This is a genomic window from Brevibacillus gelatini, from assembly GCF_050920745.1.
Lineage (GTDB): Bacteria > Bacillota > Bacilli > Brevibacillales > Brevibacillaceae > Brevibacillus > Brevibacillus gelatini.
Map to the genome: position 1 here is coordinate 3,175,707 of NZ_CP154342.1, position 25,272 is coordinate 3,200,978.

Here is a 25,272-nt window from a genome sequence, read left to right on the forward strand (position 1 = left end):
CAAACGACTAATCATCAGCCTTGCCCATCCACAAGAAAAGACTGCCTGGTTCGTTTCCCAGACAGCCTTCTTTTTCATTCACAGGCAAAGCCCGACTAGCGCAGTTGCTGCTTGATGAGTTTCTCGATGGCATCCGCGATCGCGGAAGTCGGCCTTTTCAGGTCGGCATCGTACAGCCGGAAGCGGACATAGCGTTCATCCAGGTCAAATGCTTCTTCCAAGACACCCAGGAAGCCACGCGCGCGCTTGTCAAGCTCCAGGAGCACTTCCAGTTCGCCTTCGCGCAAGTAAAAGACAATCTCCAGCTCCTCCAGACGGCTGCGATATGCCCCTGTCGGACGGAACTCAAATTCCTGCACAAACGGATACGTCCGGCCCAGGTAGCGGTTGTACTCACAGTCTACCTTGTACAGCTGGAAGCCGAGCGATTGAACCGCTTCCAATACTTTTGCCATCAACGGATGCGGACGCACTTCGATAAAGTCGGAGTCGCCCGGATCAATCGCGTTTTTGATGTCCAATCCCGTCCGCAAGTAAACGGGCTGACGTCCCATGGTCAACGGCGTCTCATAAGGAAGCTGGAACGCAAAAGGCAGTACCTTTTCCTCCTTCGGCTGCAATTGCACGCGCTCGGTCAGACGGTACTTGACCAGTGTGCACTCTTCCTTCACCTTGTTGTCGTTCACTTCGCGTTCGTAGTGTGTGACCACGTACATATAGATTTCGTCAATTTCCTGTGCCACGTCTCCCCCGGTGATGTGCACCTCGCCTTTCACGAGATCTCCCGGAACCAGAGACTCCTGCTCCAAACGAGCATCAACTTTGGCCGCTCCGATTCCGACACTGGCCAGCAACTTTTTGAACATGGACATGTACTCGCCTCTCCTTTGCGTTCCCCCAGATCAACACCAGACCTGCGTTCAGATTTCTATGTAGAAATATACGGGGGAAGAAAAAGAAAGTTTCGCGCAACCTTTTGCCAGACGTCATCTGAAATAACCTCTGCCGTCACAAAGACTTTCAGCGTCCGTGCGATAAAAACCGTCTTGATCCGCACTTCTACCATCGTCCGGTCAGACAAAACATATTCCCGGCGGCGCAACATCTCGTGCAGCACCTGGTGAACCTCAGCGACCTGCTCTGCTTTTTTGCCCTTGAGCGAGGCGAAATCTTTTTCAATCAAGTCGACCACCTGCACGATGATCGTTCCGTGCAGCGGCTGCTTCTGCTCCACAGGCATGACAAAGGCGCGGACTTCCTCGATAACCTGATCCTGCTTTTTTCGATACACACGCTGGTTTTGTTTCAGCTCCTGATTTTCCTCGTACAGCTTTTTATTTTGCAGTTCCAGGCTTTTGCGGACCAGCATCATCTGCTCCATTTCGCGCCCGTACACAAAAAGAACCGCCGTTCCGCCCAACAGGCAGCCGATGAGCAGAAGAGCGAGATAGCGTTTCCACAGGACGACCATCATGAGCGCACCTGCACGAGCCAATGTACGCAAATCGTTCCGATGTGAGCGCCCAAAAAGGCGACGACGATCATCACGAGCTGCTTGAACACTGGCGAGAAATTGCCCATTAATATTTTTTCAATCTGCAAAAATGAGTCAAAGGTGCCGCCCAAAGCACCGACCAGGCCCCAGATTTTCAACTGGTCCGCCAGTTGGACCATCGAAAACAACGGGGGCTTTTCCGTCAAAAAGGCTCCCAAGCCACCGCACAAAGCTCCCCCCACGACAATGCCGTAGGCCACAAAAAACGTCAAAATGACTTGTGCCATGCAGTTTCCCACCCTCTCGACCGCGCTGCCTATGCTTATCCCTACGCGGCTTGTCTGGCTTTTATGCTTGAAAAGCCGCTGTCAGGCCTGCGCGAAAGGATGACCGCCTGCTTGTTCAAAAAAAGATGGCATGCCTTTGTTGACAGCATGCCGCATGCGCTCATGTCTTGTTTTTGCCCTGCCTGCGCAGACGTCTCTGAATGCGCGGCGAGTTCATCACCATGAGATCCATAAACAGGTTGACCATGTTGGGGTTGCTCATTACCTGTTTGAACACTTCCGGATTTTCCTTGAACCATTGCTCGTTGGCCTTGATCCAGGCTTTAAAGCCCTGATTCGAGCGATAGTGATTGTTCAGGCGGCGAACCGGCCGATATGCGCTCATCTCAATCTATCCCTTCGTCAAAGAATATGGAGAGGAGAAAGATGATAACGATAATCCAGATCACCGTTTCAAAGCCATCCTGGTTGAAAAAGCCGAAGCCTTTCATGACAGATCCCCCCTTCACGCTGGCCTCGAACCGTCGCACCTGGCATACCGCCCATGGTACCTTTCTCTATAGGTATATGTAGCGGGGAAAGGGTTGGATTGGACATATGCCTGCCTGTCGCGCACATTTGTATGCTCGCCCATTTTGTTGCATAGAGACAAACCTCATTCACTCATACTAGAAGAGACGATACCGTAATTGAAGGAGGCGGTTATGACAGCCTCAAGTGGAGCTCTCTGGCGCAACAAGCCTTATCTGATCCTGCTCTTGCTCGTCTTTTTCATGCACCTGGCCTCGTATCTGGTCATTCCGGTCTTTCCGGTGTTCCTGCAAAAAGTACGGCTGCTGCATCTCGCCCAGGTCGGCTTCATCCTGGGAGCGGGCAGCATTGCTTACCAGATTGGCAGTCTGATCGGCGGGCCGATGTCGGATCGCTGGGGCCGCCGCGCGATCATCGCCCTTGGCGCACTGCTGCAGGGAGTGGCCATGCTCGGCTATCACTACAGCACGCGATACGGCATGTTTCTGCTCTTTTCCTCCGTGAACGGGCTGGGGCTAGGACTGTTGGCGCCTACGATCAAGGCGATGATCGCAGATGAGGTCGAGGAAGCAAAGCGTACCGCCGCCTTTTCGTGGCGGGGCATTCTCGCGCATAGCGGCATCATCGTAGCGGGGCTGGTCATCACGTGGATGACGTCTATCGGTCAGCAGCCGTTTATGATCGCAGCCGCTGTATTTGGCTTGCTCGCCGTGCTCACGTTTTTTGCCTTGCCGGATGATCGCTGTATCGGCCCAGACTGCCGCCACACGCCGATCTCGGAATACCGGCATATTTTGAAGCACCGCAGCTTTCTGCTGTTTTCCGGCATTACCCTCTTGATTTGGGCGTTGTATGCGCAATTTGCGATGGTCTTGCCTTTGCGCGGCGAGCACGTGCTGCATTCTGCGACGCTCATCGGTCTCGTCTGGACGATCAACTCAATCACTGTCGTCCTGCTGCAAGGCTTCGTCTCGCGGTTTGTCCTGTCGCGCATCAACCCGTATGTGGCACTCGCCGCCGGAACGACCTTGCTCGGCGCAGGCCTGACCGCGATGGGCTGGGCCAATCAATTCGTTACGCTCAGTGCCGCAGCTGTCGTGTTTATCGTCGGCGAAATGCTGTTCATGCCTGTCCAGGACTCGCTCGTCACCCATTTTGCCAAGGAAGAATGGCTCGGAGCCTACTTTGGCTTCTCCAACTTCGTATCCGGCATCGGCACGGCCCTTGGGACGAGCATCGGCGGGGCCATGGTGGAGAAACTCGGGGGAGTCGGCAGCCGCAGCCCGTGGATCAGCTACGGGATCATTACGCTTTTGCTGGCTGCGCTGCTCGGCTTGTTCGCGATTTACGCGATGCCGCGCTACAAAAATCCGGAACAGGCTCCCGAACCGAAAACAGGAAGAAAGGAAGGTGCCACCTAGCATGAGCAGGCAAAACAAGCAGGAGCAAGCCGGGCAATTGCGGGAAGCTGACCGCAACCGCCAGCCGCGGTCTGTGCAAAACGACGCCCCCGGCTACGGGGACAAAAAACTGGAAGGGCCGAATCGCCCTGCTACCTGACAATCGGCTGTGCTTCATCGTCGCACGCCGATGCGCATGAGAAAAAGCCATTTCCCTGAAGCGGCGGAAATGGCTTTTTCCGTTCAGTTGATCGGCACAAGCTTGTACGGCAAGGAAAAATCGTCGAGCTTTTGCAAAAAGGCCCGGCTGACCTGCTCGTCAGGGGCGATCAACTGCAAATAGCGCGTGAAGTAAAAGACGATCCGATCCTCGCTGCCTTCCTTCAAGCGGTAGTGCGACAGCGTGGCAATGTCGGTCAGCTCGTAAAAGTACGCATAGCGCTCAGAAGTGAGCGGCGCTTGAAACGAGCGGCTGACGACGATGCCGTTGCTGCGGTTTTCCTTGCTGTTTTCCTTGGTTGCCCCGAGAAAACGCAGCGTCTCTGCCGCGCGTCTCGCTCCCAGCTTTTCCGCCAGCATGCTGTCGTTGTACTCCACTTCCACATCCGTCAGCCGTTCGCGCACGGACTCCAGCATGGACATCAGCACTTTGCGCACAGCCAGATTTTCCGTGGCGAACTGGTTGTCGAAGAAGTTAAATTCGTAAGACGTCGCCTGACCTTGGCGTTTTGTGTACAAAACAATCGCGTTCAAAAGCGCCACCTCCCCTCATGTGGTCAGCCACTCCTATTATCTGTGAGGCTGATCGGGGATGCAACCGTTGCCCAGGCAGGAATATGCCTCCCCTTGTTCGAATCAAGTAAAAACGAAAAACTGGGCAGGAGGACAAACAAATGGCAATCACCTTGCGAAAACTGACAGAGACGAGCGAAATCGAGCAACTGGAAGCGTTGGAAGGAAAAATATGGAGTCCGTCCTCAGCCATTCCGTACCACATGACGCTGACGATTCACAAATTTGGTGGACTGTTCCTTGGGGCGTTTGACGAGGACGAGATGATCGGCTTTTTGTACAGCTTTCCCGGCTATACCAACGGCGAGATGCACCTCTGCTCCCACATGCTGGGCTTTTTGCCCGAGTATCGCAAGCAAGGGCTCGGCGTCAAAATGAAATGGCTGCAAAAGGAAGAGGCCAAAGCGCTCGGCCACACCAAAATCACCTGGACCTACGACCCGCTGGAAACGGTGAACGGCGTCCTGAACATTGTCAAGCTCGGTGGAATTGTCCGCACGTACTTGCCCAACTGCTACGGCGACCTCGACGACGACCTCAACCGCGGCTTGCCGACCGACCGCTTTCTCGTCGAATGGTTTATTGACAGCCACCGTGTGGAAGCACGCCAGGCGGAAGGCGCACCGCGCTGTGCCTACGACCATGCCCCGGAAATTTTGCGCTATGAACTCATCGACGGCATCCCGGCTCCCATCGCTGGTGACACTACACAGGAAGCGCCTGTCCTGCTGCTGCCAGTCCCGGCCTTTTTCCAGCAGGTGAAGCAGGCAGACATGAACATCGCCTTGGCCTGGCGCAAGCAAACCGGCGAGCTGTTCACCAGCTGCTTCGCCAAAGGCTACATCGTTACAGACATCGTCCGCGATGAAGCGGTTGTCCGGTACGTGCTGGAGAAGAAGCCGTTGTCTGCGGTGCTTGGGTAAGTTGAACGTTGGGGCGGGGTGGGTTTCAATCAAACCCGCCCTTTTTGGCGTGTCATTCAGGCTTGGGCGTACCCACCCTTCCTCTCGATCTGCGCGCTGCCATGGCTTCTTGTGGTAAAATGAAGGATGCCTTACCCTACACCATAAAAGGACGAGAATACATGAATCGATTACAGTACGACTACGACGTTATCATTATCGGCGGCGGGCCTTCCGGACTGATGGCCGGGATTGCGGCGTCAGGCCGTGGAGCGCGTGTCTGCCTGGTGGAAAAAGGCGGCAAGCTGGGACGCAAGCTCATCATTTCCGGCGGCGGCCGTTGCAACGTGACCAACGCCAAGGAGCAGGACGAACTTATCAGGCAAATGCCCGGCAACGGCCGTTTTATGTATAGTGCGCTTGCGCAATTTGGCAACCGCGACATCATCGACTTTTTCCAGGAGTTGGGGGTCGCCCTGAAAGAAGAGGATCGCGGGCGGATGTTTCCGGTGACGGACAAAGCCGTAACCGTCGCGCAGGCGTTGATCGACCGGCTGAAGCAGCAGCACGTCAACATCCGGCTGAACGCTCCCGTGAGAGAAGTGCTCTATGAAAACGGCAGAACGTCAGGTATTTTGCTTGCGTCAGGCGAAAAGCTGACGGCTCCCTGCGTCATTATTGCCGTCGGCGGCTGCTCAGTACCACAAACAGGCTCCACAGGAGATGGCTACGCCTGGGCCAAAGCGGCAGGGCATACGATCACCGATTTGTATCCGACAGAAGTGCCGCTCACCGCAAACGATTCCTTCATCCGCGACAAAACGCTGCAAGGGCTGTCCTTGCGCGAGATCACGATGACCTTGTACGCACCAAACGGGAAAAAGATCACGACCCAGGAAGGCGACATGATTTTCACCCATTTCGGACTGTCCGGGCCTGCTTCCTTGCGCATGGGGCATTACGTCTCCATCAGCCAGCGCAAATACGGTGCTGTCCCGCTGGCGCTCACCCTCGATCTGATGCCCGGCAAAAGCAAGGAAGAAATCAGCGCAGAAAGCTGGAAGCTTTTGGAGGATCAGCCGAAAAAGGCCGTCAAAAACGTGCTCAAAGGCTATCTGCCGGAGCGGATGATTCCGCTCGTCCTGTCGCTTGCCCGAATTGCCGAGGACACGACGTACAGCCATATGAAAAAGCAGGAGTGGGCTAATCTCGCCGGGATCATCAAGGCCTTTCCGCTGACGATCACGGGAACACTGTCCCTGGAGGAAGCGTTTATTACAGGCGGCGGCGTCAGCGTCAAGGAAATCGACCCGCGCACGATGCGTTCAAAGCTGATGGACGGTCTGTTTTTCGCTGGCGAAGTCATGGACGTGCACGCCCATACCGGCGGCTACAACATTACCATCGCCTTTTCCTCCGGACATGCAGCCGGCACGCACAGCGCCGAAGAAGCTTTGGAATTTTTGGGCGAGAGTCGTGTTTAAAAAAAGACGAATGGGGGAAGCTTAGAGGCAGGTACTCTTTTTTTCGAAAAGAGGAATCAGCACCTTGCTCCCCCCAGTTGTAAGGCGCTGGTTAACAGGTTTTTACTCCCTTTATCTTCCCCAATAGAAGCACCGCCTTGTTAAGCGGTGCTTCTTTTTTGTCCAACAAAAAACACCTGCCGTCACGAGATGAGAACCGCGTCCTCCCATTCGTGCGATCAGGTGTTTTTGCATGCCGTTTACTTTTTTATCCGACCAGCCGGAACAAGTAAGCAAATCCAGCCAGCACAAAGGCCAGACCGAGCAAAAAGAACGTGTTGGCCCGCTGCTTGATCCGCTGTTCATTGCCCTGCAAATGCGCGTTCATCCGGGCCTTCCATCTTTTGGTGCGCGGCTGGAGCATGACGAGAACGCCTGCTGCCAAGAGAAAAAAGGGAAGAATTTGCATGTATCCTCACCCCTTTTTCTTTCTGCGCAAAAGCCAGCGATTGTCCTCCCTGTCCGGCTCGCCTTCCACGACGAGACGCGCCTCTTCCGCCAGCTGGTAAGCTTCCGTGAAGGACAGTTGTCTGAACGCCTGCTCCGCTTTGGTCAGCAGTTCATTGACATAGCGGTTTTGCCTGCGATAGCGGTTGGTGTACTGGATGGCTCCTTCCGCCAGCTGGCAGGCCGAAATCGTCTGCTCGGCCATCCGCTCCGTTTCTACGACCAGTTCGTGCGCTTCCTGGATCAAAATCGCCACTTCCTCCAGATCGTAACGGTATTGCTCCATGATCGTCTTGATCCGCCCCAACGTCTGGACGACTTCTTCAAACATATACTTGAGCTGATCTGGAACACCCGGCAAATAGCTGCGCTTGATCTGCTGGCGCACACGGATGAGTGTACTGGAAATGCGTTCCAGCTCGTCGAGGGCATCATCCTCTGTCTCGATCAGCAAATAATCCGGCTCTTCCTCCTGATAAGGCTCCTCCGGCTTCATCTGGCTCTTCGGAATGACCAGCTCGTACTCGGCTTCTGCGTGGTCGCTGCTTTCCTGCTGGGCGTGCGCATCTGCCATGCTTTGTTTCTTTGCATTCGCAGGTCCTTTGACGGCCTTAAGCAGCACAGTCCGTTCCGCCTCGCTCAGTTGGTCGCGCGTGTCTGCCGCAACTGCTGTGTCGGAAGCAAACTCGCCCGCTTCCGCCAGCTGCCTGTTCGCTTGTGGTTCCTGTTCCTCGCGAACGGACTCCCGCTGCTCCTGCGGCGGCTGCTCGTCGACGACTGGTGGCTGCACTTCCTGAGCCTGCTCGATGATCGCTGCGACTTCCGCGTCGCTGCCTTCCTGTTCTTTTTCAGGCGGCACACTGTTCGCTTGCTCGGCTTCTTCCTCACCTGCGTGCGACTCTTCTGCAAGCACCGGCGGTTCCTGGACTTGCGCCGAAGCGGCCGCTGCCTCGTGCTGAGCCAGCACTCCTTCTTCGATGCTCTGGTAGGTAGCTTCGATCAAAACGTCAAACGCCTTGGAATGCGTCATGACCATCTCCAGATTGCCCTCTTCCAGCGCGCCTTTCGCAGAGGATAGCAATTGCTTGGCTTGCAGCATCGCCTTGTCCAGCGAATCCTGGTTCAAGTCAAAACCGTCGCGGGTCGCCTGGCTGATTCCGTCCTCCAGCTGTCTGAACTCCTCCGGCATTTCCTTTTTCACGCGCTGCACCAGCGCCGGGATCTGCTCCATCGCTTTTCCGACCTGCTCCAGCAACTGCTGAGCCTTGAGCGTCGTATCATAGGCGGCAATATCGTCGCCTGCCGCCCGCGACGTTTTCACGAGGTTTCTCATCGTCTCTACCTCGTCCAGCGACGCTTTCAGCTCGTGAAAAGCCAGTCCGTATTCCAGACGCAAATCGGACAGGCGGCGCTCCATCTGCTCCACCTGCTTGCCGATTTCCGGAATGACGACCTTGCTCTCCTGCTTGGCAATCGCTACCTTTGTCGTGTCTTCCTTCAGATCATTCAGCTCGTCCTCGATCTGGGTCAGCGTCTCTCTCGCCTCATCCAGCATGCCCAAAGCCAGGGAAAAACGGAAACGGTCGCACGCTTCCTCCGCATCGAGAATCATCATCTCCACATCCGGAATGCGAATGCGCAGCAGGTTTTCTTTTTTGTCCGCCAGGTGGTGATAGCGCACCTCTGTCATTCCGCTGGAGCGGCGCAGCGGCTTTTCCACCTCGATGACGTTGATTTTTTCAACCAGCTCGTCCTTCCAGTCCTCTACGTCATCGACCTGCCTGAAAATCGAGCGGCGGCGAATCATGGCGTAGATCAACAGGACAGACAGCCCCGCAAACACAGCGCCGATCAGGTAGATCCACCACGGAATGCCGCCCAGCATGTCTGTTTCTTCCGGCTGCTCCTGCGCTTTCGCATCACTCGCAGTCGCTGCTGCCTGCTTGTCCGAAATGCTGCTCAGCTCCCGGTTCACTTCCCCGATCACAGTCTGAATGCCGGTCAAATACTGCTTCTGGTTGCGAAAAGGATCGTAGTACGACGCAATTTTGTCGTGCAAAAGCTCTGTCGTCACGCCTTTGGCCTGCAAGGCTGGCCCTGCGTACATCCCGAGCTGCTCGGTATTGTAGTCGAGCACGACCATCAACGCGTCCTCAGCCAAATTGTAGTTGTCAAACAGCTTCTGCGCGTACATGTCAGGGGATTCTGCTTCCGGCGCCGTACTTTCCACCACGACGACCTTGTAGCTGCCAGGCAAGCTTTGCAGAGACTGTGCAAACTTTTCCTTTTCTTCTTTTTTCATGTAGTTGTCGGCGTCCTGCACGACCTCATCGGTTTTGTCCGGAAAAGGTGTGGCGTAAGCCGGATTCGTGTATAGCAACATGCCTGCCAGACAGAGCAGGAATAGTTTTCGTTTCACTTGTCAAACATCCCCTTTGGAAAACTTCGCTGTGCCAGGCTATTGACGAAAGCCTTCGAGGGCGGCGCATCCTAGTCGGGCAGCAAAATTCCGCGCAAAAAGCGCATGATGGAATCTTGCAGCCACCTGGCGAACTCCTCGGAAAACGGCTCCAGATCGTAAACCTGGCGAACCATTTGCGGTTGTAAAAACGGATATATCATCTGGCTGCTTACGGCCAGCACTATGCGATCAACCGATACAGGCAAAAAATCGCCCGATGCCACACCGCCCTCCATCACGCGGGAAAGGCCGTGCTTCCATCGGCTCATGTACAGCGTCATCACTTCACGGGCAAGCATCGACTCGACACTCAGCTCCCGATGAACCAGCCTGGTGATTGGCGCATGCTCCAGTTGAAAGCGCAAATAAAGCTGGATCACCTGTTCAAGTCGTTCAATGGCAGAGACATGCTGCTGCTCGGCTTCCTGCTCTTCCAGCAGCCGAAACAGCGTCTCAAAATAAGAGGCGATCAGGGTCTCCAGCACTCCCTGCTTGCCCTGGAAGTGATAAGAAATCAGCGCGGCGTTTACTTGTGCTTCGGCAGCGATTTGTCTAACGGACGTCCCTTTGTAGCCGTATGTGTCAAACAGCTTTGCGGCTGCGGACAAAATACGCATTTTCGTCTGATCCATCGCTGATTCCCATCCCCTTTACGCTCAGCAAAACCAGAGGCGACAATTGCCTGAAAGTCAATTCATGATTTTTCGACGCAAAAAGATAGACTTGTTGTTAGTTCGACAAAGTTTTCCTGTATTCCTTCTAGGAATGCAGTTCGCCCTAGAAAAAAGCTGGGAAGAAAGCGGCTCGGTGTGCGCCTCTTTGCCATGAATAAAGACGCGCAAAGTCCGAAAAGAGTTACCTCTGCCAGACGAAAAACCCCCGGCAGCCTGTCCTGGCCGCCGCACCTGCCGACCTGCATCACAAACGCATGCCCCTGACAGAAAAAAGACGCTCCCTGTCCGCTGACAATGGAAAGTGAGCGTCTGTTCTTTTGCTCCTTATTTGGCGCCCTCGTCCGGGGCCGGGACCGGCTTTGCCCGCCCGTAATTTTGCAAAAAGGTCTCCACCTGGGAATGCTCTTTTACCCGCTGGTCATGCAAATCGTAAGCGGAGCGGATCGACATCGTCATGTTGGTCGGGAGCATCGTGTTTTTGTTGTAGTAAATCGTGCACTCTGCTTCAACGTCCATCTGATCGACCAATGCCTTTACGTCCTGGGACTGCTTCGCTTGAATCGAAGTGCCTCCCTGGCGCACGCTCGCCCCTGCCCAGTCCCCATCGGACAGTTGCATCGCCAGCTTCAGCTTCGGCTTGTGCCCGGGAAACGGCCCTGCGGCGGACTGAATCCGCGAGCCTGCGGCAGCCTGCTCCTGCATTTGCGCAGACAGCCACGCCTTCAGCTTGGCTGAATCCAGCGTGACACTGATCGCTTCCAGATCGTCCCTGGGGTTTTCATCCGGCAGTTGGCGGACGTCCTTTTTCATTTCATCCAATTGTTGGAAACAAAAACTGGGACTCCAGTTGTCCATCTCCTGCCGCAGAGCGACGCCATCTCCCGGTACGGGCTTCCATTTTTCCCCTTGCTCCTGCTTGGCGTACAGTTCGCTGCCCTCACGCAAAAGCGCCAATGTCTGCACCCGCTTTTCCTCCGGGACGGAAATTTTCACATTCATATACTCTGCCTCGCCGTCTTTGCGTCCGGAAAAGTTCACCATGTTGGCATTGGCGCTGTTTGCGGTCAAAAGCTTGGTCCTGCCGTAAAACGCATACGAGCTCTGGGCCGCAAACTGGTCGCGCACCTCTTCAAAGGTGGAGCTGGGGTTTTGCTTGACGCCCATTTGAGTGCAGCCGCCAACCGTACATGCCACTGTCAACAGGCATATCGTCCAATACTTGCGCATACGCTTCCTCCCTTGGCTACCCTTCGGCCACTTCCAGGTGGTTTCAGGATAATTGTCCCTTTTAGCGTTTCCGGGGAGGAATAGGCTTATTCTGCTTGGACAGCCAATGACAGGGATTGGTCTGGCTACAGGTGGTAGTACAAAACGCCGTCTTTTTCCGTTACCTCGATCTGGTGCAAAATCGTCAGCAGGTCGATATGCCCGATCGTCTCGGAAAGCGTCAGCGGCAGCTCTTTTTCATACAGGGTAGGGAACAAAAGCGTGGTCAGCTCGTAAGCTGTTTTTTCGCCATCGGCAAGCAGTTGGCGCAGTGTGTCTGTCCTGCTCCAGTTTTTTTGCAGACGGGCGAGAATCAGCTCCCGATGGTTGGTGACGATCTCGCCGTGACCCGACAGCACCCGGTCGATTTCCATGTCTGCACACATTTGCAGCGCCGTCCGGTATTGAACGAGCGTAAGCGGCCGTGCCCCCGAACGATCTCGCGGCGGTTCGATAAAGGCATTGGAGGAAATGTGTCCGATGATGTGATCGCCGCCGATCATGGTGCGATCCCGCTCTCTGTACAGGGACAGGTGACTTTGGCTGTGCCCTGGCGTGTAGAGTACCTGCCATTCCTCCAGATGCGGCACCCGCTGCTCATGCTTGAGCAATACGTCGATCCGGCTGGGCTCGGAAAAGGTCGTTATCAGCTTGTGAAACTTGGCAATGATGACCAGCATGTCGCTCGGCACGCCGCTTTTTTGGTACAGCTCAAGAAAAAACTGGTCGTGAAAATCCATGAAGTCTGCATCCAGCTCGACGTATGGCGCCGCTTGCGGATGAGCCAGCGTCTGGGCGCCGGAGAGCTGTCGTACTTTTTCCAGCTGCCCACAATGGTCAACGTGATGGTGCGTCAGCACAATCTGCTCGATCTCCTCCACGCGAACTCCGGCGGACTGCAAGCCTTCCACGAGCGCTTGCCACGCCTCATCTGTCTTCGGCCCCACATCGACCAGCGTCAGCTTGTCGCCCTTTATCAAGTAGACGTTGACCGCTCCGACACTGAACGGGGTAGGAATTTCCAGACAGTAAATATCCGGTGCAATTTGTGTCGCCCTGGTGCGAAACTCACGCGTGTCCATGGTCAACTCCTCCCTCTTATTTCAAGTTTCCCCTGTTTTTGCCGATATATCTTATACAGGAGTCAACCGCACTGCAAAAAAGCATATCAAAAAGAGAAAAGAGCCATTGGTTTGGCTCTAGGCGAGAACAACCTGGTTTCTGCCAGAATTTTTTGCTTCGTACAACGCAATATCCGCCTGGTGGAACAAGGCTTCGACGCTCAGATTGACGTCCATCTCCCTGTTCCATTTCGCGAGACCGCATGAAATCGTCACTCGCGGAGACGTCTCCTTCTCTACGCACTGCCTGATTCTCTCGGCGACAGCGTGAGCGGTCGCCTTGTCTACGCGCGGCAGGTAGACAGCAAGCTCCTCTCCGCCCCAGCGCGCAGCAATATCGCTCTCTCTGATGCTGTGACGGATGAGGTTGGCCACCTGGATCAGCACTTCGTCTCCGACCTGGTGTCCGAATGTATCGTTTACCGTCTTGAAGTAGTCAATATCGATCAAAATCAGCGAGCCGTAGTTGTCCTTGGCAAGCGATGCCCTGACTTGCTCGTTCAGATAGCGTCTCGTGAACAGCCCGGTCAAATTGTCCGTAATGACCATGCGCTCCATCTCGTTGTGCAAAACGGCATTGGTCATGGCGAGGCTTGCGTGCTGGCCGAAAATTTCGAGCAGCTTGTAGTCGTCAAAACTAAAAGAATGATAGCGGGAATCAGCGACTAGAAGCACTCCGCTAATTTCGCCCTCCACAACAAGCGGAACCCCCATGAGCGAGCAGCAGGAATACATGGAAAACGGAAGCGGACCCGCGCCAGGCTGGGCAAGAAGCAGCGTCTGCTTGCTCTGCATGATCTGCCGAAACGGTTTTTCAAGCGCGTTGACGACGGTGCCGTTGAAGGCGGGGATTGACGCCGAGAGCACATCAAACTTGTCTTCTTCCGGCTGTTTTCGCAAAATGGCGCAAAACTCCGCATCGAATGTCGCTTGCATCATTTCCGTCACAAAATCGAGAATTTCCTTTAAATCCAGACTTTTGTTCAGCTGTCTGGCCATGTCGTTGATGAGACGCAGTTCGCGTATCAGATTGCGCGATTGCTGGTAAAGCTGGGCATTTTCAAATGCAGTGCCTGCTGTATCGGCCAAAATGGCAATGTAATCCTTCTCATGCTGGCTCAACGAAATCGGCTGATTCGAAGTCACCTGCAAAACGCCGTAAATTCCTTGCTTGCCCAAAAGCGGCGCGGCAATTACCGTCACCCGCTGATCGCCTTCGCCCACTTCTTCTGCGACCAATCGCCCTTCCAGGTACGCTTTCGTGCTGGTGGACGGCTCGTCTTCCTGGAACGACAGCTGCTTGACGGGCGTGGTGGCATCCGGCTCCACAGTCAGGAACAGCTCGACCGAAAAATACGGATACAGGCTGGGGATGCTGGTGACGATCTCGTGGAGGACGTCATTGACGTCAATGGACGCCTGAATTTTTGACATGAGCTGGTAGAGCAGATCCTTTTTGTTCGCTTCCCGGCGCAAATCGTCGGACATGATCGCACGCCAGAGGGCACAGCTCGCCTTTTCCGCGATCTCCTGCAGGAAGGCGACGTCGCGTGTATCATAGAAGCAGTCCTGCTCCTTGGGCGGCAAGTGCAAAAACAGGGCGTACAGCGGAACGGAATTCAGACTTACCGGGACCACGATGACCCGATGATCGTCGAGTGCCATCGGCGTGATTGGCGTATTTCCGATGCGCGTGACCAATTGGGCGATATGAGCCTGGCCTGGCTCCGCTTCTTCCGTCGTGACACAATCCTGTGGGACCAGCACTCCCTCTTCGGAGAGCTTCACTGCCGAGCAATAGCCTTTTGAAATGATGCTGCTGATTTGTCTAGTCAAGTTGGTCAGCAAATCCCGCGCGGTGTCATACAGGGTCAAATCTGTCACGATCTGGCTGGTCGCGTGCTGGATGTACGCATCGTACCCCATGCGAATGAGCGGCTCCAGCCCCCGCATGTACGCACCCAAGTCGAATTCAATCTCTTGCTGCGCGACGATCATGCCAATGACGGCCCGTACACTGCCATCCAGCTCCTTCAGCGGAAAGGCTCCGTAGACGTACCCGTTTTTGGTCTTGACAACGACCTCTTTCGTGCCGAGCGCTTCCAAAATATAATGGCAGACTTTCCCGGTCTGGACGTACTCGCGCGCAGCCGCAGACAGAGAGTTTCCAGATTGACTATCATGCATGTCCATGAAGTTGATTACACGGCCCCCGGAATCTGTCAGGAAAAGGAGGCCTGGGCTATTTTCCGGCCAAGATTGCAGGATAAAATGCGCCGTGTAGGAAAAGACCGTCTCTAACTTCCCCAACATTTTACTTGCCACGAGAAACTCCCTCTCTCAGCATTTTCTCAAGCTTCCAAATGGTCAGTATCATTTACCTGGAGCACTTCCCACCTGCGGTCGGCATAGCGGAACACGGAAATTCCCGTGTTGTCGATGCGCGTAATCCCGGTTCCCTGCTCCCCTGCTGTTACATAGTGCAAAAAGCTGTTGATGAGGCCGCCGTGCGAAACCACCACAATTGCCTCATTCTGATGCTTCACAGCCAGCTCGGTCAGAGCAGCCACCACACGCCGCTGCATGTCCTCAAACGTCTCAATCCCGCAGGAAGCCTCATCCTGATTTTCAAAGCGCTTACGAATCTCCTCGTAGGTCAGCCCCTCCCACTGCCCGTAGCAGCGCTCGCGCAAATTAGGCTGCGTGCCTACGGAAATGGAGAAATTTGCGGCAATTTTGGCAGCAGTCTCACGCGCACGACTTAAATCGCTGGAATAAACAGCGTGAATCGTCTCGCTTCGGAACCGGTCGGCTACCAGTTCCGCCTGCCGCCTGCCGTGCTCGTTCAAAGCGATGTCACTGTGTCCCTGAATGCGTCGACTCTGATTCCACTCTGTTTCTCCGTGGCGAACGAGATACATGATGGTTTCCAAAACGCAATAGCTCCTTTTCTGTGTAAACCGCCCCTGGCAGCCTGCAGGTCTGACCCAGAGCGGAGATATTCGAAAAATAGAGATGACCGCTTGCGAAAATCAAACAGTCAAGGCAGTCTTTCTCATGTTGTGATGGATAGTACTACTTATTATATAAGATGGTTGTACACAATTCTAGTTTGATCCGTTAACATTTGGTACAAAATTCCTAGATTTATGGCAAATGGTTCTCTTTCGACGAAATGAAACGATTTCGTTTTTTTCCTCGTCAGAGGTTATAAGCAAAAGCTATTACACCACAGGGGGAATTTTCATGAAGCCTTGGATAATCCGATCCAGCTCATTCGTATTGACAGCAAGCCTGCTGCTTCCTGTTGCCCAAGCGCACGCAAACACACCGGAAGCTACAGCTAGCAAAATCGTCGCCAGTCCCCAGCTGAACGGTGCGACTCTGGCAGCCACAAGCAAAGTAAAGCTGTCGAAAGAAGCAGCACTTACGCTCGCTGCCAAGTTTGTGCCAACCAGCGGACTCACGCTGTCAAACGTGTCGTTCCGTTCGGCTGACAACTGGCGCTCGTTTCCGGAATGGTCGTTCGGCTGGAACAAAAAGGACCCGAAGAACGAGAAAGTGCTCTTGTCCTACAGCGTCAGCATCAACGCCAATACCGGGGAGCTGACCTCCTATTCCCATTACGACCAAAGCCGCAGCAACCTGCCCTATGCCAAACGGGTTTCCTATGCAGACGCCCGTGCAGCAGCAGAGCAATTTTTGAAAAAGAACAACCCTGGCAAAGCCGCGGAAACCCGCCTTTACCTGCGTGAGCTGCCCGAGCCGAAAACGCCGCTTACGGCCGACGTTTCCTACACATTCCGCTTCGTCCGTGTCGTGGACGATGTGCTGTTCCCGGACAACGGCGTGGACATCACGGTCAACGGCGCAGGCATCGTCAGCGATTTTTCCCTGTTGTGGAACGACGTGAAGTTCGAGAAGCCAGACAAGCAAATTTCTTTGGAGGAAGCAAAAAAGCTGTTCCAGGAGCAGGCTGACCCGCAGCTTTCGTACCTGCTTCCGTGGGAGCGGACAGGCGCTGAGAAAGATACCGTCACGCTCGGCTATCAAAATCCATTCACCTTTTATCTCGACGCCCAAAGCGGAAAAGCCTTGAACCGCTCCCTTAAACCCCGCGGCGAAAGCAAGGAGCCTGTCGCCGTCAGCAGCAAGCCGCTTTCCCCTCTCCGTTCGGGAACTGCGCTCAGCCAGGAGGAAGCCATTGAATGGGCGAAAAAAACGTTTGACCTCGGCAAGTACGAGCTGCGCTCCGCCAACTACAGCGAGCGAGAATACCGGGGCAACCGGCCCGTGTGGGAGCTCGAATACATGGAAAAAGGCAAGGAAAACGACAACTACATCTACGTAAGCTTTGACGCCGTCACTGGCGACGTTTACTCGTACAGCAAGGGGAAATCGAAGCGAGATGAGGAAGAAAAGCCCGCCAAGACGCTCGATCTGAAAAAACTGCAGGCAGCCGCTATGGAAACCGTCCGCAAATGGACGCCGACCTCGGCCCACCAGTTGTATCTGGTCGATCGCGACGAGGAAGAAATAGAGCCGTTTAAAGCCAACCAGTACCGGATCACCCTGGGACGGTACATCAACGGGATCGCGGCTGCCAGCGGCTCGGCTTACCTCTATTACGATGCGCAGACAGGCGAACTTTTGTCCTATCGAACTGATTTTGGCAGCGAAACGTATCCGACTAAAGTCCCGAATCATCTGTCTGACGACGAAGCGATCCAGGCCTGGTGGAAGGAGTCTGCGGCAGAAGCGGTGTACGCCCTTGAGCCGCTCAGCGAGGAAGACGACAAAAAGGTGAAGGAACTGCCTTCCTACGTTCCGAAAAGAACAGCGAAGCTCGTCTACCGCGTAACGTCCACGCCGTTCGAGCAGCCTTACTTCCTGGATGCGACGACAGGAGAGTGGCGCTCTGCTTCATCCGGAAAAGTGCTCAACCTGCACCGGCCAGCACCGCTCGACCTCAAGGGTCATCCGGCCGAGAAGGAGCTGTCCCTGATGTACGAATACGAGGCGCTCTCGCTGGAGGATGGCAAAATCTTGCCGCAAAAGCCGATCACACGCGGCGAAATGATCGAGATGCTGATGATTAGTCTGAACCAGGGCCGCCACTACCCGGTGTACTCCCTGGAACGCAAGGCGACCTTCAGCGACGTGGCAAACGACTCGCGCTTCTTCTCTGCGGTCGAAGGTGCGGTGGACCGCGGCCTGTTGGACAAAAATGCTTCCAAGCTGAACCCGGATGAGCCGATCAACCGTGAAGAGCTGGCCGACATGATCGTGCGCGCGCTCGGCTACAAGAAGCTCACAGACTACCCAGGCATGTTCCAGTCGCCGCTCACCGACATCGGCAACACCAAGCACCGCGCTTCGATCATTATCGCTACGACACTGGGCATCGTCCCGACCGACAAGACGAAGTTCCAGCCGCAGGGCGCGGTGTCGCGGGCAGATGCGGCCGTTACGTTTACACGCTTCCTGGAAAAACGCGGCAACGTGGATACGGAATCAGACTTTCTCCGTGATTAAATGAAAGAAACACGCCATCTCTTCTCCAGAAGTGGCGTGTTTCTTTTCTCTTGACTTCTTTACACCTTGCCTATTATTATTGATTGTATGTGTACAGGGTAGCATTGATTGTAGGTAAAAACGGAAGGATGTACCCTCTTAGTTCCCTCCCTTTACAGACTGCGGCTGAATATCTGTGAGGAGCACGATGCGGAAACGCTACCGTCCGAAGTTCGTGTAGATAAAGCAGGAACTAGCCTTTCGGAAGTAAACACCTACGAATCCAATTTAAAGGAGACTGAATACATGTCACGTTACACAGGACCTCGTCACAAACTGGCTCGTCGTCTGGGAATCTCCCTCGACGGTACAGGAAAAGACATCAAACGCAACTTCCCGCCTGGCCAACACGGTCACAACAACCGTCGCAAGCTGTCCGAGTACGGAATTCAGCTGCAAGAAAAGCAAAAACTGCGTCACATGTTCGGCCTGAGCGAAAAACAATTCCGCCGCACTTTCGACCAAGCTAGCAAAATGGCTGGCGTAGTCGGTGAAAACTTCATGAAATTGCTGGAATCCCGCCTGGACAACCTGGTATACCGCATGGGCTTCGCTCCAACTCGCCCTGCTGCTCGTCAGCTGGTAAACCATGGTCACTTCCTGGTAAACGGCAAAAAAGTGAACATCCCATCCTACCGCGTACAACCGGGTGATGTGATTTCCATCCGTGAGAAGTCCCGCAATGTGCAACTGATTAAGGACTCTCTGGAAAGCCGTACTTTCCTGCCAAACTACATCTCTTTCAACGATGCTACTGCTGAAGGTACCTACACTCGTCTGCCAGACCGTGAAGAAATGCCTTCCGAAATCAACGAAGTTCTGATCGTTGAGTTCTACAGCCGTTAATCGTCTGGAAGCAAAAGAGCAGCGCCGCTCGTCGGCCTGCTCTTTTTTATTTATCCCGCTTCAACAACTTTTGACACATTATGACACGACACGCAACTTCTCCACTGTCCCCCTCATCGCTTCTACCCTCAAGGTTCCTCGTATGGTATAATCAGGTGGTATGCTAGGGGGTCGTAGACTATGTCGAACAACCACACATCTTCCTCTGAACCGTCGAAAAAAAAGCGACGCCGTAGCCGTGGCAGATTGATCTGGATCATCGTTCAGATGGTGTTTCTGCTCGGACTCATGGGGGCGGCTGTCGCCGGAGGAATCGTGACAGGTTATGTTGCCGCACTCGTCAAAGACGAGCCCGTGCGCAGCAAGGAAGAGTTGGAGGACAAGATTTTCACCAATTATCTGACGGGATTCGCCTACTACAACGACGGCTCTCTCATCGGCCAACTGCGGGCTGAGGAAGGCGACCGGCGCTTGGTGAGAAAAGCAGACGTTTCTCCTTATTTAATCAACGCCATCATTGCCACAGAAGACAAAAACTACTACCACCATTCAGGCGTTTCTTTTCAATCCACGCTACGCGGGGCGATTCAGGAATTCACCAACCAGCCTGTCGTGACAGGCGGTAGTACGATTACGCAGCAGCTTGTAAAAAATACGATCCTTTCCGCTGAAGTGAGCCACACCCGCAAAGCGCGGGAAATTTTCAGCGCCATCCGGATCGAGCGCATGTTTTCCAAAGATCAGATTTTGGAAGCCTACATGAACGAAATCTACTTCGGAAAAAACGCCAACGGCTCAAACGTGTACGGCGTGCAGGCCGCGGCCAAAGGGATTTTCGGCAAGGATGTCAAGGAATTGAATCTCAGCGAAGCCTCTTATCTCGCAGGCATGATTCAAAACCCTGGCGCCTACTCGCCGTTTCGCGCCGAGAGCTACCAGCGCGGCAAGGAACGCCAGAAAATGGTGCTCGACCGCATGCTGGAAAACGGCTACATCACCCAGACGCAATACGATGACGCTCTCAATGCCGATCTGAAGGCGCAGCTGGCCAAGCCAACCCAGCAGGCATACCGCGAAGTTCCGTTTTTGATGATGGAGATCGAGGAGCGGGCCGCCCGTCAGCTGGTCGATGCCGATCTCGCGGAAAAAGGGCGCGACAAGTCCACCATCGGCCGCAACGAATACCGCCAGCTGGTCGAGGACAAGCGCCGGGATATTTTGCGCAAAGGCTACAAGGTCTACACCACGATTGACAAAAACGTCTACAGCATCATGCAGGCAGTCGCGGCCGATCCGAACAACTTCGGGAAAAACCGCACCTACACGATCCGCCGCTCGAACGGCAAGACGGAAACAATCGAGAACGCGCTGGAAGAAGTCGGCGCCATGCTGATCCACAACAAAACGGGAGCGATCCTGGGGATGATCGGCGGTCGCGACTTCAAGGTGGAGCAGACGAACCACGCGACGGTTCCGCGTCAGCCGGGTTCGGCCATGAAGCCGCTCGCTGCGTACGCGCCGGCCTTTGAGCTGGGACTTTTGCAGCCAGCCTCGCCAATCGACGACGCACCTGTGCTGCTCGCCGACGGGCAAAACGGCACGCACCTGCCGAAAAACTGGAACAACAAATGGCAAGGGATCATGAGTGCGCGGGAAGCGCTGCGGATGTCCTGGAATATCCCGGCGATCAAGACGTATTTGAAGGTCGGCATTCCTACCGCGCTGGAATACGTCAAGAAAATGGGCATCACTACACTGGTCGAGGCAGACAACTACGCTGCAACAGGCGTAATCGGCGGTCTTACATACGGGACGACGGCAGAAGAAATGACCAACGCCTACGCCACGTTTGCCAACCACGGCTCGTTCGTGGACGCCTACCTCATCGAGCGGATTGAAGACAGCCAGGGCAAAGTGATCTATCGTCACGAAGCCCAGCCAGTGCAAGTGTACAGCGAACAAACCGCCTATCTGATTACTGACATGATGCGCACCGTCGTCAACTCCGGAACAGGTACGCACATTCGCAAATTCGTTCCGCGCAAGGTCGACGTCGCAGGCAAGACCGGGACGACGAACAACAGCAACGACTTGTGGTTCGTCGGCTACACGCCGGAGCTGTCCATGGGTGTCTGGGTCGGCTTTGACGAACCGTACCCGATGCCGGACGCAGACAAATACGTGCCGATGGTCGTCTGGGGCAAGGTCATGAAGGAGATTATCGAGAAACACCCGCACCTGTCTCCTCCTGACGCTACGTTCCAGAAGCCGGCGGGAATCGTCACGGCGACAGTCGACTCCAAATCCGGCCTGTTGCCAAGCGAGCTGTCCAGGCAGGCGGGGCATCTGATTACCGATCTGTTCAACCGCCGCTTCGTTCCGACGAAGGTGGACGACTCTCACCAAAAAGCGCGTCTGATAACGTATAACGGCGAGCGCTATCTGGCGAAGGAAGGCACTCCGGACGATTTCGTCACCGAAGGCATCTTCTACCGCTCCCCTGATCCGCTTCCGTCCAAGGAGCAGATTCAGGCCAAAAACAAGAGCGTTGCCGTCAAGCCGCCAGATTGGGAGCAGCGTCTTCCGGACAAGGAAGACCCGCGCACAGAGGTCGGCGGAACGCCGGCAGCACCAAGCGGTGTAACCGCAAGCGGCGCAGGCAAGCAAATTACCCTCTCCTGGCAATCGGCAAAAGAGCCTGACCTGGTAGGATACCGCATCTACCGCGCCGACGCGCAAAACGGCTTTGTCAAAATCGCGACGGTAAAAGATCCGGCTGAACTGAGCTTCACCGATACAACTGCAAGAAGCGGCGGCGCAGGCTACTATGTCACTGCGGTCGATATAGCCGGAAATGAATCATCGCCTTCTGCCATCGCCTCTGTCGGCTCTGCCCAGACGTGGGAGATTCCGAATCCGGGTACGCAACCGGACGGCAGCACACTGCCTGACAACACCGGCACCGACCCTGCCAACCCTGGCGTGCCATGGTCGGGAGATAGCGGAAGCGGCAGTTCGAACGCCAGCACGGGCTCGAATACGAATACGCCGTCGGCCGCGCCTCCGTCCGCTCCGAAATCGTTGTCGCTCACGATGAGCGGAAACAGCGTGAAGCTGTCCTGGAAGGCCAACAGCCAAGCGGAACAGGTCATGGCCTATAACGTGTATTTCAGCCCTGATGCGGCAAGCGGCTATTTGCTCCTCGACACGGTATCCGCCACAAGCTATACACACGCGGCAGCTGTGCCGAACGGCAGCTACTACGTCACCGCCGTCAACAGTTACGGAGAATCGCCACATTCCAACAACGTAACGGCAACCACCACTGAATAGACTAAGGTAGGAAGAATCAGCAGAGATGGTCACAATCGCCATCTCTCTTTTTCTACAAGCATTAGGGGGGGAACCGATGGAACACGTCAAACGCTATCACTCTGCGAGCATGGTCGTGAACGGAAAAGAACTGCTGATCGAAGGACCGATTACGGGGAGTTATCTGGCTGACCTGCGCTTCGATGAAGGGCTCAAGGCATTTCGCATCCCGGAGCAGCAGCACGAGGCCCTGATTGAAATAGCGGATCTCCCGGAAGGACGCATCATTATCGCGCGGGAAGGAGATCTTGTGCTCGGCTACGTTACCTTCCTCTACCCCGATCCGCTGGAACGCTGGTCCATGGCAAAGCTGCCCGATCTGCTGGAGCTTGGCGCCATCGAAATCAGCCATAAAGTACGGGCTGGCGGTGTGGCCAAGAAGCTGCTTGAGGTCGCCTTTATGGATGATGCCATGGAAGACTACGTCATTATTACGACCGAGTATTACTGGCATTGGGACTTGAAAGGAACCGGACTCGATGTGTGGGAGTACAGAAAGGTCATGGAAAAAGTAATGGGCAGTGTCGGGCTGATCTGGATGGCGACAGACGATCCGGAAATATGCTCGCACCCCGCCAACTGTCTGATGGCCAAAATCGGAAAACGGGTTCCTGCCGAGACCATCGTCGCTTTTGATGCCATGCGCTTTCAGAATCGCTTTCTTTATTAGTCTGGACACCTTTTCCAAAGGATGCAAGGAGGCCCTCCATCATGCGTGTAGAAGATATCATGCGAAAAAAAGTCGTTACCATTCAGCCTGCGACTACCATCGGAGAATCCTTACTGCTGCTTAGAGCCAATCGCATCAGACATTTGCCCGTCATTGAAAATGGCCAGCTGGTCGGCATCGTCTCAGACCGCGATCTGCGTGATGCCCTCCCCTCCCGTTTGCTGACCCATGATGACGACGACACCGTCCTGCACAAGCCTGTGGCTGACATCATGCAAAGACAGGTCATTACCGCCCACCCGCTTGATTTTATCGAAGACGCCGCTCTCCAGATTTATGAGCATAAAATCGGCTCCCTGCCAGTCGTGGAAGAAAACCGCCTCGTTGGCATGATTACGGAATCCGATCTGTTCTCCAGCCTGATTGAGCTGTTCGGCGTCAACAAGCCCAGCTCCCACATCGAAGTAGAAGTAGACGATCGCGTCGGCATGCTGGCAGAGGTCAGCCAGGTGTTTCGCGAAGCCCAGGTCAATGTGACCAGCGTCATTGTGTTTCCGGGGAAAAACCCTGGGAAAAAAAATCTGGTCTTCCGCGTCCAGACGATTGATCCGCGCGTCGTGACCCAGTTGCTGCTCCAGCGAGGCTTCGTCGTCGTCGGACCGACAGATGGGGGGATACTCCTGTGAGCCGGAATGCTCGTCTGATCTACTCCCCCGACTACACGAAGTATTACTTTCACGATGACCACCCGTTTAACCAGCGCCGTCTGCTGCTCATGCACGATCTGATGAGCAGCTATGGCCTGCTCAAAGAGTCAGACCTGCTGGCTCCGCGCATGGCTACGGACGATGAGCTCGCTCTCGTCCACGACAGGCGCTACATCGAGTTCGTCCGCGAGCAGGGACACAGCGAAGCAGAGCTTCCGCAGGCGATGAGCTACGGTCTTGGCACCGAGGACGTCCCCTGTTTTCGCAATATGCATGAATCGGCTGCCCTCATTGTCGGAGGAACGCTGAACGCCGTCGATGCCGTCATGCATGGACAAGCCGAGCACGCCTTCAATCCTGCGGGCGGCCTGCATCACGCGTTTCGCGGGAGGGCTTCGGGCTTTTGCATCTACAATGACTGCTCCGTTGCCATCGCCTATTTGCGCAAGCATTGGAATGTCCGGGTCATGTACATCGACACCGATGCTCATCATGGCGACGGCGTACAGTGGGCGTTTTACGATGATCCCAACGTCCTCACCGTTTCCATCCATGAGACAGGCAAATACCTGTTTCCAGGAACAGGAAACCTTTCGGAACGCGGGGATGGAAGCGGTTACGGTTTTTCCGTCAATGTGCCGCTCGATGCCTTCACGGAAGACGACTCGTTTCTTGCCGTGTACGAAGAGCTGGTCTCCAAGCTGGCAAACGGCTTCAAGCCGGATGTGATCTTGACCCAAAATGGCTGCGATGCCCATACGTTTGATCCGCTGACGCACCTTTCGTGCTCGATGAAAATTTACCAGGCGATTCCCCGGCTTGCCCACCAGCTCGCCCATACGTATTGCGACGGACGCTGGATCGCGGTAGGAGGTGGCGGCTACGACATTTGGCGGGTCGTGCCGCGAGCGTGGACACTGTTATGGAGCGAAATGAGCGATCAGCCGCTGGAGGACGGCGACCTGCCAGCGAGCTGGCTTCAGCGCTGGCAGCCGCAGACTGATTTGCCGCTGCCGCTGCGCCTGTTCGACGAACCGTTTCCGGCCATTCCCCGCCGCGCAGAAATTACCGAAAAAAACCGGATAACCCTGGAACGGGCGATGCAGTACGCGCCGACTGGAGCAGGCAAATGAGTTTGCTTGCTCTTTTTTTGCGCTCTTGCGGGAAAAGGGGAAACAAAAAAACGGGCAGACCACGCATCCTC

General features: G+C 55.0%; 22 protein-coding genes. 10 read left to right on the plus strand and 12 right to left on the minus strand.

Features of this window, described 5'->3' with window-relative positions:
- Window positions 1-95: 95 nt before the first annotated feature.
- The 4 genes from AAFJ72_RS15450 to AAFJ72_RS15465 all read right to left on the minus strand — a co-directional run bounded on the left by AAFJ72_RS15450 (window position 96) and on the right by AAFJ72_RS15465 (window position 2,167).
- Window positions 96-872, minus strand: coding sequence for a sporulation protein (locus AAFJ72_RS15450; protein WP_432774591.1), 777 nt, complete (start codon window positions 870-872; stop codon window positions 96-98).
- 56 nt (window positions 873-928) lie between these two features.
- Complete coding sequence (locus AAFJ72_RS15455; RefSeq protein ID WP_432774592.1) at window positions 929-1,474, minus strand: hypothetical protein; 546 nt, start codon at window positions 1,472-1,474, stop codon at window positions 929-931.
- Complete coding sequence (locus AAFJ72_RS15460; RefSeq protein WP_063228142.1) at window positions 1,471-1,782, minus strand: YtrH family sporulation protein; 312 nt, start codon at window positions 1,780-1,782, stop codon at window positions 1,471-1,473. The genes AAFJ72_RS15455 and AAFJ72_RS15460 overlap by 4 nt, the downstream gene beginning before the upstream one ends.
- A gap of 160 nt (window positions 1,783-1,942) precedes the next feature.
- The gene (locus AAFJ72_RS15465; protein WP_122905374.1) at window positions 1,943-2,167 is read right to left on the minus strand and encodes a hypothetical protein; all 225 of its coding nucleotides are present in this window, start codon (window positions 2,165-2,167) and stop codon (window positions 1,943-1,945) included.
- 319 nt (window positions 2,168-2,486) lie between these two features.
- Between AAFJ72_RS15465 and AAFJ72_RS15470 the strand changes: the two genes are divergently transcribed.
- Entirely contained in the window at window positions 2,487-3,734 is a 1,248-nt protein-coding gene (locus tag AAFJ72_RS15470) for an MFS transporter (protein WP_122905373.1), read from the plus strand.
- Between the two features lies 1 nt (window position 3,735).
- Window positions 3,736-3,873, plus strand: coding sequence for a hypothetical protein (locus tag AAFJ72_RS15475; RefSeq protein ID WP_432774594.1), 138 nt, complete (start codon window positions 3,736-3,738; stop codon window positions 3,871-3,873).
- Window positions 3,874-3,956: 83 nt separating this feature from the next.
- Here the strand turns inward: AAFJ72_RS15475 and AAFJ72_RS15480 are convergent, their stop codons facing one another.
- On the minus strand, window positions 3,957-4,466 hold the full coding sequence (locus tag AAFJ72_RS15480) for a hypothetical protein (protein WP_432774596.1): 510 nt from the start codon (window positions 4,464-4,466) through the stop codon (window positions 3,957-3,959).
- 140 nt (window positions 4,467-4,606) lie between these two features.
- Here AAFJ72_RS15480 and AAFJ72_RS15485 point away from each other — a divergent pair, with 140 nt between their 5' ends.
- A complete protein-coding gene (locus AAFJ72_RS15485; RefSeq protein WP_432774598.1) occupies window positions 4,607-5,428 on the plus strand; it encodes a GNAT family N-acetyltransferase in 822 nt (273 codons plus the stop codon).
- Between the two features lie 161 nt (window positions 5,429-5,589).
- Window positions 5,590-6,891, plus strand: a complete 1,302-nt coding sequence (locus AAFJ72_RS15490; RefSeq protein WP_432774599.1) for an NAD(P)/FAD-dependent oxidoreductase — start codon at window positions 5,590-5,592, stop codon at window positions 6,889-6,891.
- A 247-nt stretch (window positions 6,892-7,138) separates the two neighbouring features.
- Here AAFJ72_RS15490 and AAFJ72_RS15495 read toward each other — a convergent pair whose 3' ends face one another.
- From AAFJ72_RS15495 to AAFJ72_RS15525, 7 genes are all read right to left on the minus strand, one after another.
- Window positions 7,139-7,339 carry a hypothetical protein gene (locus AAFJ72_RS15495; RefSeq protein WP_432774600.1) on the minus strand — a complete coding sequence of 67 codons (201 nt, stop codon included), beginning with the start codon at window positions 7,337-7,339 and terminating at the stop codon, window positions 7,139-7,141.
- 6 nt (window positions 7,340-7,345) lie between these two features.
- Window positions 7,346-9,796: a septation ring formation regulator EzrA gene (locus AAFJ72_RS15500; RefSeq protein ID WP_432774601.1), complete on the minus strand. Its 2,451-nt coding sequence runs from the start codon at window positions 9,794-9,796 to the stop codon at window positions 7,346-7,348.
- Between the two features lie 71 nt (window positions 9,797-9,867).
- Window positions 9,868-10,470 carry a forespore capture DNA-binding protein RefZ gene (refZ, locus tag AAFJ72_RS15505; RefSeq protein WP_432774603.1) on the minus strand — a complete coding sequence of 201 codons (603 nt, stop codon included), beginning with the start codon at window positions 10,468-10,470 and terminating at the stop codon, window positions 9,868-9,870.
- A 366-nt stretch (window positions 10,471-10,836) separates the two neighbouring features.
- The gene (locus AAFJ72_RS15510) at window positions 10,837-11,739 is read right to left on the minus strand and encodes a hypothetical protein (RefSeq protein ID WP_432774605.1); all 903 of its coding nucleotides are present in this window, start codon (window positions 11,737-11,739) and stop codon (window positions 10,837-10,839) included.
- Between the two features lie 125 nt (window positions 11,740-11,864).
- Window positions 11,865-12,860, minus strand: coding sequence for an MBL fold metallo-hydrolase (locus tag AAFJ72_RS15515; RefSeq protein ID WP_432774606.1), 996 nt, complete (start codon window positions 12,858-12,860; stop codon window positions 11,865-11,867).
- 117 nt (window positions 12,861-12,977) lie between these two features.
- Window positions 12,978-15,212, minus strand: a complete 2,235-nt coding sequence (locus AAFJ72_RS15520; protein WP_432777203.1) for a sensor domain-containing diguanylate cyclase — start codon at window positions 15,210-15,212, stop codon at window positions 12,978-12,980.
- A gap of 38 nt (window positions 15,213-15,250) precedes the next feature.
- Window positions 15,251-15,832 carry a histidine phosphatase family protein gene (locus tag AAFJ72_RS15525; protein WP_432774608.1) on the minus strand — a complete coding sequence of 194 codons (582 nt, stop codon included), beginning with the start codon at window positions 15,830-15,832 and terminating at the stop codon, window positions 15,251-15,253.
- A gap of 313 nt (window positions 15,833-16,145) precedes the next feature.
- Between AAFJ72_RS15525 and AAFJ72_RS15530 the strand changes: the two genes are divergently transcribed.
- The 6 genes from AAFJ72_RS15530 (at window position 16,146) to AAFJ72_RS15555 (ending at window position 25,201) form a co-directional block, all read left to right on the plus strand.
- Entirely contained in the window at window positions 16,146-18,434 is a 2,289-nt protein-coding gene (locus AAFJ72_RS15530; RefSeq protein ID WP_432774609.1) for a YcdB/YcdC domain-containing protein, read from the plus strand.
- Window positions 18,435-18,719: 285 nt separating this feature from the next.
- Entirely contained in the window at window positions 18,720-19,319 is a 600-nt protein-coding gene (gene rpsD, locus AAFJ72_RS15535; protein ID WP_122905361.1) for a 30S ribosomal protein S4, read from the plus strand.
- 180 nt (window positions 19,320-19,499) lie between these two features.
- Window positions 19,500-22,652 (plus strand): PBP1A family penicillin-binding protein, encoded by a 3,153-nt coding sequence (locus AAFJ72_RS15540; RefSeq protein WP_432774610.1) that lies wholly within the window; start codon window positions 19,500-19,502, stop codon window positions 22,650-22,652.
- 76 nt (window positions 22,653-22,728) lie between these two features.
- Window positions 22,729-23,361 carry an N-acetyltransferase gene (locus AAFJ72_RS15545; RefSeq protein ID WP_432774611.1) on the plus strand — a complete coding sequence of 211 codons (633 nt, stop codon included), beginning with the start codon at window positions 22,729-22,731 and terminating at the stop codon, window positions 23,359-23,361.
- 41 nt (window positions 23,362-23,402) lie between these two features.
- On the plus strand, window positions 23,403-24,047 hold the full coding sequence (locus AAFJ72_RS15550) for a CBS and ACT domain-containing protein (RefSeq protein ID WP_432774613.1): 645 nt from the start codon (window positions 23,403-23,405) through the stop codon (window positions 24,045-24,047).
- On the plus strand, window positions 24,044-25,201 hold the full coding sequence (locus AAFJ72_RS15555; RefSeq protein ID WP_432774614.1) for an acetoin utilization protein AcuC: 1,158 nt from the start codon (window positions 24,044-24,046) through the stop codon (window positions 25,199-25,201). Before AAFJ72_RS15550 ends, AAFJ72_RS15555 begins: the two co-directional genes overlap by 4 nt.
- Window positions 25,202-25,272 lie beyond the last annotated feature (71 nt).